10 protein-coding genes are annotated in these 12,100 nt (G+C 45.7%); 1 reads left to right on the forward strand and 9 read right to left on the reverse strand.

Annotation, left to right across the window (positions count from 1 at the left end):
* Positions 1-4 precede the first annotated feature (4 nt).
* Positions 5-1,258 (forward strand): PepSY-associated TM helix domain-containing protein, encoded by a 1,254-nt coding sequence (locus VIN08_RS03245; RefSeq protein ID WP_331960151.1) that lies wholly within the window; start codon positions 5-7, stop codon positions 1,256-1,258.
* Between the two features lie 341 nt (positions 1,259-1,599).
* On the opposite strand, the gene VIN08_RS03250 is transcribed toward VIN08_RS03245, so the two are convergent.
* The 9 genes from VIN08_RS03250 to VIN08_RS03290 all read right to left on the reverse strand — a co-directional run.
* Positions 1,600-1,938: a cupin domain-containing protein gene (locus tag VIN08_RS03250; RefSeq protein WP_331960154.1), complete on the reverse strand. Its 339-nt coding sequence runs from the start codon at positions 1,936-1,938 to the stop codon at positions 1,600-1,602.
* 78 nt (positions 1,939-2,016) lie between these two features.
* Positions 2,017-2,976 (reverse strand): pectinesterase family protein, encoded by a 960-nt coding sequence (locus tag VIN08_RS03255; RefSeq protein WP_331960157.1) that lies wholly within the window; start codon positions 2,974-2,976, stop codon positions 2,017-2,019.
* Positions 2,973-3,905 carry a pectinesterase family protein gene (locus tag VIN08_RS03260; RefSeq protein WP_331960160.1) on the reverse strand — a complete coding sequence of 311 codons (933 nt, stop codon included), beginning with the start codon at positions 3,903-3,905 and terminating at the stop codon, positions 2,973-2,975. The genes VIN08_RS03255 and VIN08_RS03260 overlap by 4 nt, the downstream gene beginning before the upstream one ends.
* A 43-nt stretch (positions 3,906-3,948) precedes the next feature.
* Positions 3,949-5,595 carry a glycoside hydrolase 43 family protein gene (locus tag VIN08_RS03265; RefSeq protein WP_331960163.1) on the reverse strand — a complete coding sequence of 549 codons (1,647 nt, stop codon included), beginning with the start codon at positions 5,593-5,595 and terminating at the stop codon, positions 3,949-3,951.
* 138 nt (positions 5,596-5,733) lie between these two features.
* Complete coding sequence (locus VIN08_RS03270) at positions 5,734-8,220, reverse strand: InlB B-repeat-containing protein (RefSeq protein WP_331960166.1); 2,487 nt, start codon at positions 8,218-8,220, stop codon at positions 5,734-5,736.
* 160 nt (positions 8,221-8,380) lie between these two features.
* A complete protein-coding gene (locus VIN08_RS03275) occupies positions 8,381-9,712 on the reverse strand; it encodes a pectate lyase (protein WP_331960169.1) in 1,332 nt (443 codons plus the stop codon).
* Between the two features lie 8 nt (positions 9,713-9,720).
* Entirely contained in the window at positions 9,721-11,259 is a 1,539-nt protein-coding gene (locus VIN08_RS03280) for a pectate lyase (protein ID WP_331960172.1), read from the reverse strand.
* A gap of 9 nt (positions 11,260-11,268) precedes the next feature.
* Positions 11,269-11,649 carry a carboxypeptidase-like regulatory domain-containing protein gene (locus VIN08_RS03285; protein ID WP_331960175.1) on the reverse strand — a complete coding sequence of 127 codons (381 nt, stop codon included), beginning with the start codon at positions 11,647-11,649 and terminating at the stop codon, positions 11,269-11,271.
* A gap of 238 nt (positions 11,650-11,887) precedes the next feature.
* On the reverse strand, positions 11,888-12,100 hold a 213-nt coding region (locus tag VIN08_RS03290; RefSeq protein ID WP_331960178.1), incomplete at its 5' end, for a DUF4861 family protein.

The following is a 12,100-nucleotide window of genomic DNA, read 5'->3' on the forward strand; positions in this document are numbered from 1 at the left end:
TCGCATGAAAAACTTCTGGAGAAATATACACCTGTACCTGGGCCTGGCAGCAGGCATCGTTATTATGATAACCTGCTTTACAGGAGCAACACTGGTATTTGAAAAAGAATGGCAACAACTGATATACCCGGAGCGCTATACGGTTACGCCCGGTGAGAAACGTATATCGCTTGATGAAACTGCTATAGCTTTTCAAAAGAATCACAAAGGAGCATCTGTTACCGGGATAAAAATATATAGTGATCCGACCCGTTCATTGGAACTCTCCTATAGCGAAGAGAAAAAACACGAGGGTAAAAAAGACGGAAAGAAAGCTGATGGCGATAAAGAAAAATCGCACAAAGAGCATGGCAAGAAAGAAGAGGGCAAGAAACCAGAAGCCGGTAAAGGTGCCGGTGGTGGCAGCCAGGCTTTTGTAAATCCCTATACCGGTGAACTCATCAGTCTATATACCTATCGCAATACATTTTTCTTTACCATGTTCTCGCTGCATCGCTGGTTATTGGCGGGCGATATCGGTAAACTCATTGTAGGCATCAGCACCAGTATATTTCTGTTCATCATTATTACCGGCATTATACTCTGGTGGCCCAAGACAAAAGCCAAACTCAAACAACACCTTACCGTGAAGTGGGCCGGATGGAAACGCATCAATCACGACCTGCATATCGTAATTGGTTTTTATACCTGCATCTTCTTGTTCGCTTTTGCTTTTACTGGCCTGGCATGGTCTTTCGAGTGGTTTAACAATGGTATATATTGGATAACCGGAACCGAAAACAAACGTCCGGAGCCTCCGGCTTCAATCGCTGTTGCCGGCACAACGATAACTTTTGATCAGGTATATACTGCTATTAAACAGCAGGCACCGGAAGCAGCATACTATACGCTGAACAAACCGAAAGATTCTACCGCTGCGTATGCCGTAACCGTTATGCCGCTTAATCCTGTTCACGAAAAAGCTTCCGACCAATATTTCTTTGATCAGTATACCGGGCAATTACTCGGCACAGCACTCTATAAAGACCGTAACCTCGGCCAACGGGTGCGTGGTATATTTTATCCTATACATGTGGGCTCCATTGGTGGTGTGCCCGGAAGGATCATAGCATTTCTCTCCTGTATAGCAGGTGTAACGTTTCCTGTAACAGGAGTAATCCTCTGGATTAACCGACTCAATAAGAAAAAGAAGAAAGCGAAGAAAAAGGAAAGTAGATCGGCAAAACCGGCTGCGCAGAAAGAAGCGCTGGCTGTTTGAGTACGGGCTTTATCCGTTACAGGTTAATCGTTATCAGGATTAACGATTAACTTGTAACGAATAAAGAGTCCTAATTCTTTACAAGGGACACGCCTCTCTGTTTTACAATACCTCCACATGCTCTATATCGTAGCATTTCAGCACATCTGAATTACGTACGAATACCCATTCAGCGCTGCTTGCTCTGAGAAGATTTTTGTAAACGAAGTGAAGGTCCGGTACAGCACAGTTTACGAATACGTTCATCAGCTTTCCAATCGAAAACAGTATACTGCTTCTGTGCGATGGCAGAAACAGCAAACAGACAAAATATACCGATAACTATATTTCTCACCAGTAGTTTATACTAAAAACTCCTGACGGATCGGATTAAAGCTATCGATCAGCCTTACTTCTTTTGTGAGCAACTGAATAGTATGTTTCTTGTTAGAAGGAACGCAGAACATATCGCCTGCTTTCAAGCGCTGATCAGGTTCTCCTTCGCAGAAGAATATAATTTCACCTGATGCTACATAAGTAGTTTGCTCGTGCACATGACTATGCGGTGGCTCAGGCTCGCTCCACGGACCATTGGTAAAATCGATCACCACCATCATCAGATTCTCTGCATGAATGAGTTTCCGCTCTACACCTTCTTTTACTTTCGTTACCGTTGCTTCACTGGATTTTAGTACTGGCATTGTTTAATAATTTGTTTCCCACAGATTTCACAGAATAACACAGATAAACACCGCTTGCTTTCGGCTAACGAATAACTGCTAACGACTAACCGCCTTCCAATCCCCCAGCACCTTATCCACGGTATACTGCTGTGCCTCTTCGTCTGTAAGCTGGTGCGACCATGATACGCGTGATGGTATATTTGCTCCAGGACCTTGTGATTTATACTCTGCATAGAAAGATGTTTTCTCTGCGTCTGCTTTTTCCCAGTTGTGCCATCCCTCCGGTTTAATTTGTTTGTCCAGGTAGCAGCGTATAAAAACCGTTTTTGCAAAAGGTCTCCACGGGCGGCCGAGGTAAAACGAACCGGCTGGAGCATCTCCGGTAATTTTACAATCGATAAATACAAAACCATAAGGCGTTGTCTCCAACGTAGAGGCTGCTGTAACATAGCCATTGTTTTTGCAGAAGATGGTACAATGATCAAACACTGCGGTTGACCATCCGAAGATAAAATCAACAGTACCTTCAATATAGCAATCTTTATAGTATTGGCGACTCTTTTCTCCATGCGGATAAAGGGTATCCTGGTTGCCCAGGAAACGACAATTTGTAAATGTAACCCGATCGCCATCGATCCTTACTGCGACAGCCTGCCCTACAGGTCCGGCAGAATTTTGGAATGTGATATTCTCTGCTGTGAAGTCATCACCAAAAACAAAAAATGACGATGAACCGGTTGTGCCCATCTCTTCTCCGAAGCGATTCTTTTTCTGTGCAAAATCATCAAATGTCACAATGGTTTTGAGTACATCCTCTCCTACCAGTTTCACATTGGTTTTAGAAGTTGCCAACGTAAGCTTCTCTTTATATATACCTTTCTTTATAAAAATGGTGGTCTGGTTCTTCCGGTAATCCGGCACAGCATTAAATGCCTCCTGCACCGTACGAAATGTACCGGTGCCATCCTGTGCAACCGTAAAGTCGTACGTTATTTGTGCATGGACACTCGCCACACTAAACAATACTACTATAACTGCTATACTATATTTCATCATTTCTGTTGTGGATTCCAGTGATCGGCTCCTGCCAGTATAGTACGGAGAGTGTATATCTTTGCTTCGCGATCTGTTAACTGGTGCGACCAGCTTACACGCGCTGTAGGGTTTGCACCAGGTCCCGTTGATTTATACTCGGCATAGAAAGTTGTCTTCTCCGCATCAGGCTTGCTCCAGTTGTGCCATCCCTCCGGAAGAATATGATTTCCCAAAGTGCAATTGATATATACTGTTCGCGCATAATTCCGCCACGGCCTGCCAAGATATACTTTGGTAACATCCGGTGCCGCAGTAAGTGTACAATTCAAAAATACATAACCGAAAGTATTTCGCTGCGGAGTAGAGGCAGCTGTTACATACGAGTTCTTTTTGCTGTGAATGGTACAATGATCGAACACCACTGTAGCAGCACCAAAAATAAAATCCGTTGTTCCTTCTATATAGCAATCCTGAAAATATTGTCTGCTAGAATCGCCACCGGTATAGATCGTATCCTGGTTCCCCAGAAAACGACAACGCTTAAATACACAGCGATCAGCTTCCACATGCAACGCTACCGCCTGCCCTACCGGTCCGGCTGCATTTTCGAAGGTTATATTCTCGGCATAAAAATCATCGCCCTGGATCTTTATTGTGTAAGACGTAAAGGTGTTGTGTGTTCCCTTACCGGAATAATCATCGAAGGAAATAATCGTGGTTGCTGCATCTTCGCCTATCAGGGATATCTTCTGCGTCCAGGCGTGGACTTCTATTTTCTCTTTATATATACCGGGCTTCAGATGGATCGTGATACGCTCATCCGGAAAAGCCTTGCACACGTTGATGGCCTCTTGCAATGTTTTATAATCGCCAGTTCCATCCTGCGAAACCGTATAACTGCTCTTATACTGCTGTTGCCCATACGCACAACCTGCAATCAGAAACAGCATTAAAAAAATATATCTATACCACATATACATTTATCTTCCACTCCTATTTCAAAGGCTCAACCGTAAACCAATCGAAGTCAGCATAACCTGAGTCGTTGATCTGCGTTGTTCGGGTACAATATATACCGGCCTTCGCACCAATCCATTTACCTACCTCTGCCTGAAATGTTTCTTTGATGAGTTCATACTTCTTACCATCCACGCTATAACTAAACTGACAAACGGCCCCGGTCTTAACGGCCACACGAAGGTAGATTGTTTTACCGGTTAAAGTTGTTAATGCTGTTTCTGTTTCGGCATTGCCCTTCACGGCATTCTTACATATACTATAGATCACCTTCACACCTTCTTTGGTACTCTTCAATCCCAGCGATGCATAACTCTGTCCGAGTATAATTAACCCGGTGCGCTCGTTCTCCAGTTTTTCATTGGGAGTAAAAGTAACTTGGGTGGTGATCATAAATTCCTCGGCCGGAAATTTCTGCAAGAGTATATTGGGCACATCCCAGTAATTTTTTGCTTCGTCCGGTATCTTATCCGAATATAGGCGGAGCGAACCGCTCGTTGCATTCATAAACAACCACGTTGCTTTCGGGTTCGCCTGCCATTGCCATTGGAGACCAGGTGTATTTCCATTGAACTCATCGCTCTCTGCTGGTGTAGCTATAGGTGCTGTACTTCCTGTATTCGGTTTCTTCCATGTTATTACGGGTTCGCCTTTGCCATCGCCATCTTTATCTATACCGATCACAGGCCAGTCGTTTACCCACTTCAGCGGTTGCAGGTGTACCACGCGACCGTATGCTTCTTTATCCTGAAAATGTAAAAACCAGTCTTCGCCTTTGGGCGTATCAACCCATGCTCCCTGGTGAGGGCCATTCACAGAAGTCGTTCCCTGGTCCATTACCACTTTGCGCTCATACGGCCCATATATACTCTTGGCGCGAAGTACCAGTTGCCAGCCAGTAGCTACACCTCCTGCAGGAGCAAATATATAGTAGTATTCATTGCGCTTGTAGATCTTGGGGCCTTCAATAGTAGGGTCTTGTTCATGTCCATCATATACCAGCCGTCCTTCCTCTAAAGTCTTCGTTCCTTCGGCATTCATTTGTTTTATTACAATGATACTCTTTATACCCGCACGACTTCCCGCATAGGCATGCACGAGATATACTTTGCCATCATCATCCCACAGGGGGCAAGGGTCTATCGATCCTTTGCCTGCTTCCACCAATACGGGTTCACTCCACGGCCCGGTTATAGAAGAAGCTTTTGTGAGATATATACCAAAATCAGGATCAGGATAGTATATGTAAAATTCGTTGTTGTGATACCGTATAGCCGGAGCCCACGCCCCATTGCCATGCTGAGTTTTTTCAAAATGCTCAAACGGTGGCTGACGTTTTAAGGCGTGCCCGATAATCGTCCAGTTAACAAGATCTTTCGAATGAAGAATGGGAAGTCCGGGAACAGCATCAAAGCTTGAAGCCGTCATGTAGTAATCGTCTCCTACACGGCAGGCATCCGGGTCAGAGTAATCGGCATATAGCACCGGGTTTCTGTACGATCCGTTTCCCTGGTCGGCTACCCATACTTTTGAAATATACTTTGCTTCAGCCGACTGCGCCCCTATATAGCCGGGTGCCAGTAAGAAAAATACCAATGCCAGTTGCTTTATATAATTCATCATCCTCTTGTTTTCTCTTTGCAGTATATAAAAAAGGAAATGAAGTTCTATCCCGTTCCCTCCTATACTTTATCACGAACTTCATTTCCCAATCATTTTCACCGCCAACGGATCATCACCGGAAAATTATCCGGTATGATATCATTCTACTACAACGCGCTGCCGGCTGAGTCTGTCTCCCTGCTGTACTGTAAGGATATAGGCTCCCTTCAGGCTCTTCACGTTCATATTTACTTCGTGTGTTCCGGCAGTATAGTTTGCTTCCGGAAGTGTTACTTCTGTTTTGCCCAGCATGTTGTATAACGCAACGTTTACACTACACGCCTGCTTCACTCTGAATTTAATGGTAATCTGCCCGCTGGCGGGATTGGGATAAGCGTTAACAACCAAAGCATCGCCCGCTGTAAATTCCCCTGCCGCTTCGGCCCTTGCACCTGAACTACAGGAGGCAGCGGCAGGACTATTACCCGTTACTTCCAGCCAATCGATGTTTGCAAACTCACTGGCTACGGTTGTTTCCAGGCGAATCGTATTAACACCTGAGCCTAGGCTTACCGTTGCAGTGGTAGTAGTCCACGTGGTCCAGGCACTGGTCTTCGGAAAAGATACACTCGAAAGTACAGCGGTACCGTTTACCAGTACCCGTGCCGTTGTAGCACTGCTGGAACCTGCGTTAGCATAACGCCAGGTAAGGGTATAGCTGCCCGCACCCGGTACACTTACATTCCAATTGATTCCTTTGGCGGATGCGTTCGACAAGTTGATATAGTATCCATTGCTGGCTCCGCTATAACTGTTTTGTCGTGAGCCATCGGCACTGCAATAGCCTGCCGTGGGCGAAGCTTCATCTTCAAGTCGTATCGTGGTGGTACCGCTGCTGCCTTCTGGTGTTGCCGCTGCCGCGTTGGAGTTATAGGATGTTTCGCTGGTGATGCCTTTGATCCAGTAATAGTATGTTGTTCCGTTTACCGGTGTAGTATCTGTATACGAACGCGCACTGGCTGTTACAGTGGCAATACGCGTGCGACCTGCCGGATCAGAATCAGTATCGCGGTATACTTCCTGCGCGGTCAGTGTAATGTTACTCACCGTCCAGTTGAGTGCTACCTGTGCATTGCCGGATGATGTTGTTAATGTAATATCCGGTGTACTGGTAGTGGCCGTAAAGGTAGCGGTCACTGTTTGGTTAGCATTCATCGTTACGGTAGCAGAGGCTGATGTTCCACTCGCCGCTCCGCTCCATCCGCTAAAGGTATAGCCACTCGCAGGTGTTGCCGTAAGTGTTACCACTGTGCCGGCAGTATAGCTGCTGTTATCAGGACTTTTGGTAACGCTGCCACCGCCCGAAGGAGAAATGCTAACGGTAAGGGTATACGTTGATGGGGTGGTAGTGCTTCCTGATTCAATCGCTCCTATATCTGGCGCGGAGCCATTGTACGTTATACCGGTAGAGGCAGCACCTGCATTGATCAGATCACTGCCGGTTGCCAGATTTAAAAAACCACTGGCTGTAGGACTTGCACTCGCGCCCGGTGTAAGACTCACAAAGTCTGCACTGGTAACGGTAAAGTTTGTAGTAGCATTGTTACTCCAGAAGGCATTGGTGTTACCGGATACGGTACCCGTTGTCTTGTCATTGGTATGCGAGCTGGAAAAGTACGACAAGTTGTTTTTGAACACGGATGTACCGCCATCAAAATTGAAATTGCGTTCGGTATTATTATAGGCAGTGTTATTGGTAATCTCCAGTGTGCCGAGGTTACGGTTATAGGTAAAACCATGCTTGCCATTGTTGAACGCTACACATCTGCGCACGATATGATTGACCGATATATCTTCACCGCCCAGTTTGAAACCATTCTTATCGCCATTGCCGGAAGTACCACCGGTAGTAAGTGTACCATTGCTGTGTGCTATACAATTCTCTAAAGTAATGGCTCCTATAGGACCTGTGTCTGGTTTGGTATATAGATCCCAGCCATCGTCAATGTTATTATGCGATACACAGTTACGAAAAATATTTCCGGTGCCACAGGTAAGTTTCGCTGCGAAGCCATCGGCATCTTCATTGTCCGGATCTTTGTTGTCGTACGATTCGCAGTTTAGTATAAGATTGTTCGTAGGCCATTGGCTGATGCTGGTATAGGAAGAATTATACCGGCTGAGTTGCAAACCACTGTCGCTGTTACCACGGAAGATACAGTTCTCCAGTATATTGTTGTTACCGGAAAGCAACACACCATTGTCGCCAGCTTTCTCAATGATCATACCTTTCAGGTGCCAGTATAATGCATCGAGTACTATACCGCGGTTGGAACTGCCCACGGCCAGTGCAGCGAAATTCAGTACGGGCACTTCGTTGTTATAGGCCACTATATTTTTCAGATTGCCAGCGCTTCCATCATTGCCGCGCGCTATAATAATAGTAGCAGTGTAGCTATAGGTACCACCGCGCATATAGATGGTGCCTCCGGCCGTAACGGATGTGATAGCTTTCTCTAACGTAGTGGGTGAAGCTAACGTGCCCGGATTACTGGCCGAGCCTGCAGGTGAAACATAGAGTGTTGACTGGGCAAGTCCCCGACATGCAATCAACAAGAGGATGAGCGTGATAAATTTGTTTTTCATATAACGATTTATTTAAGTGGGTGTAGTGAGATCAATTTCGATTAACAAGCCAACTATTTATACTCACATTTTCCCTCATCACTTTCCTTCTGCTATAGATACTATAGGCAATCGATTGCGCATACTGTCTTTAAAAAAAGCAGCATGCTATACCGCTTTTTTATTCTACCAAACTGTTCAGATATATCTCTACATTGGTATATAGTTTATGGATGGTATAGCCAGTACCATCCTGTGCGTTGCTTTTATCGAGGCCATTCTTAGCCTCCCAACTATCGGGTATACCATCGGCATCACCATCCTGCAACGGGGTGGCTGTACGCAACGCGGGCCATCCGCCTACATCGCGCTGCGAGTCAATGATACCATCCTTCTCTTTACCCTGATGTGAGCTTCCGTTCTGTACTTCCTGTACGATGCGTACATCTACGGCATCGCGTTTATGGCTGGCACCCGCTTGCGCCAATACACTCTTGAATGCATCTTCTGCCGATTGCTCACGGATCGATTCAACAGCAAAAGCATTTGTTGCTTTTAACGAATCGGGTGCTATTGTTTTTATACCGCTGCCCTGCCAGTTATCAGCGGAAGTAACTGCACTCCCTGCGAGATAATTTCCCGCGATATAGAATTGTCCGTACGGTGCTGTAGGATCGATGAACCAGTTCTTTTTGTTGGATGTTGCCGGCCCCGGTTTATAGTAGTTAGCCACTACGTTGTAACGTCCCTTCTCTCCGCCATACGTGCTGTTACCTTTCCAGTTATAGATCACGTTGTTTCGAAAATCGACTAACTTATCCGGAGGATTGGGTGTAGTGGATGAACCACTGAAACGCGGCAAGTGACTGATGTGGCTGGCCATAAGATTATGATGAAACGTTGCCTTCATACCGCCCCATATACCGCCATAACCATGATCGCCTTTTTGATGCACGGAGTGATTAAGACTCTCGGATATGATACACCACTGCATGGTAAAATTTCTGTTGCGATAGAATGAAGCACACTCATCGGTTGCCCAACTGATGGAACAGTGATCGATGATGATATTGGATTTTCCACGTGCACCATTTAATGCATCTGCTTCCTGTTTCATCTCATCTCCCAATCGAAAACGCATATACCGGATGATCACATTATCCGCCTGTATACTTACCGGATAATTTCTAATACATATACCATCGCCCGGAGCCGATTGGCCGGCAATAGTTATATCGCCTTCGTTGATCGCTATAGATGATTCCAACGCAATTGTACCGGATACAGCAAACACAATGATGCGCGGCCCTTTTTTGTCAATGGCTTCCCGCAAACTTCCCGACCCGTGATCATTGGTGTTCGTAACAATATATACTTTTCCGCCACGGCCACCGGTGGTATATTTGCCAAAGCCCTCCGCACCGGGAAACGCCAGCGGTTTGTCCTGTGCCCGCACGACTATCGTTATACAGATGCTAAAAAATAATACGCTATAGTTTATTCGCTGCTTCACAGTATATATCAAGATTTGTTTTGTTCGGTTGTTATTGTACGTACCAGGTCGTTGATATATACTTCTATATTATCGTACGCAGTACTCAGGTTTCTTCCATTTGCCTGCGACCTGGGCGGATCAAGTTTGTGCGCGATCTTCCACTCGTCCGGTATACCATCGCCTGCTGTATTTACCGGTGGCGTTGCTGAATTCAGTTGCGGCCATCCGCCAACATCACTTTGTGTATCGATGATGCCGTTGGTACTGCCGTTCGATCCGGCAGACGAAAAAGTTTTGTTTACTACATTGTCGATGATGCGCAGGTCAACTGCATCGCGCTTCAGGGAAGCACCGCTATATGCGAGCACGCGCTCGTACGCCACCTGCGGGCTATGCGTTGTTACATTGTTATTGATAGGATGCGGCTCCGATAATTTTATAGCTGCCTTATCCGCATCAGACACCGTGCCATAGCTGTTATGAAACTGGTTGAATACGCCATACGTCCAATTGTCATTCGTAGCACGTTCACTGCCTTCTACAAAATTGCCGTTGATATAAAATTTTCCCCAGAGGTTATATACTTCGGTTCCTTCATTCTTATTCCTGTCGATGGAAACGATGCGTTCTTTCTTTACCGTAGCCGGCCCGGGACGATAATAGCAGTTCACGATGTTTACGTTCATCGCCTCGCCTCCATAGCAACTGTTATTTCCCCAGTTATATACTACATTGTTACGCAGGTCTGTCAGGTCGGTCAAAGCGAATGCTTTACCAGCTTCTTCTCCTAACCGCGGGTTTCTGCTATCATTGTTGGCCAACAGGTTATGATGGAACGAAGCATTCTTACCGCCCCATATACCACCGTAGCCATGTGCGCCCTTATGATGCACGGAATTTCGAAGGCTCTCAGCTACAATGCACCACTGCACAGTCGTGTTCTCGTTGGCATAAACAGAGACGCATTCATCGGTTGACCAGCTCATGGAGCAATGATCGATGATGATGTTCTTATGAAATCTTCCACCAAATGCATCGCCTTCCTGCCTGGCTTCATCGCCCATACGAAAACGCATATAGCGGATAATAATATTATCAGCATTGATGGTAACAGGATAATCCTTCAGACATATACCATCACCGGGAGCGGTTTGTCCGGCAATAGTTACATCTCCATGCGAAATCGTTAAGGATGATTTCAGGGTGATCGTTCCGGAAATCTTAAACAATATATACCGGGCACCTGAAGTTTGTATTGCAGCACGCAGGCTGCCTTCACCTGCATCGTTCAGGTTAGTAACGAATATAACCTTTCCTCCGCGTCCACCCGTAGCGTTGCGTCCAAAGCCTTCCGCTCCCGGAAAGGCAAAAGCCTCCTCCACCACAGGCACCGGTTTTTCGGAAGCAGAATCGGTACTATCGCTGTCCGCATCAGAAGCGGTGCATTCCATAAAGAGTATACCTGCTACAAAAAGCAAACAGTATAAGGTAGTATAAGTATATATTTTCACGATGCGCATGTTTTTTCTATAAGAGGTGCGACCGTTGATAAAGTCACACCTCATTTCTTCCAATTACAGTTTAACACGCCAGCGCGGATCGCCCGTACTATAGCGACCGGTAAAGCCGGTATCTTTAAAATTGAAATTGTTGGTATTGGCGTTTACCCACAATGAATTTTGTGCACTGCTATTCATACCGATGAACGAGACTACCACAACAACATCGGCTGAAGAAACAGCGAACGAAAATTTACCATCAGCATCAGTCACTGTTCCATTAGCAGTTCCTTTTTCCATAATGGAAACTCCGGGGAGCGGAGAGCCATCATCCGATTTTATGATACCGGAGATGTTCTTGGATTGCGCGAAGAGCGGAGCTATATCCGCTGCTACAGCAACGATGGCCAGGGATGCAGCCAGCGTCCACTTGGTTAGTTGTATAGATTTACTCATAGGTTAAGTTGGGTCAGGTCCGGGCTTAATGAGCAATCGATTGCACTTATAAGTAAATGTAATAACTATTTTATACTATCGAAATCGTTAGCATAATTTGTTTTAAGCTTATTATTAAAAACAATCGAATGCGCAAAAAGTGCCCTGTTTTTGCGCCAGCGGGCAATAAAAAAGCTGTCCGCCTTTCGGCCTGACAGCTTGCTCATTAAAAAAATAATGGACTCGTTATCTCTTTATATTATTTCGCAGATTTCGATAGCGTCACTTTTATCGGGTTGGCCAACTCCAGGGCTACCTGCTGTATATATTCCAGAAACTGCTCCTCATCTTTTATACCTCCAGGCTCCCCTTCCCACGCGCCTGAAAAATAGTATTCCAGTTTACCTTGCTCAGCTCTGAGCTTTACTACATGACTATATTCATCTTCGGTAAACTCCTGTACACTCGCAGC

This window comes from Ohtaekwangia sp., assembly GCF_036568665.1.
Lineage (GTDB): Bacteria > Bacteroidota > Bacteroidia > Cytophagales > Cyclobacteriaceae > Ohtaekwangia.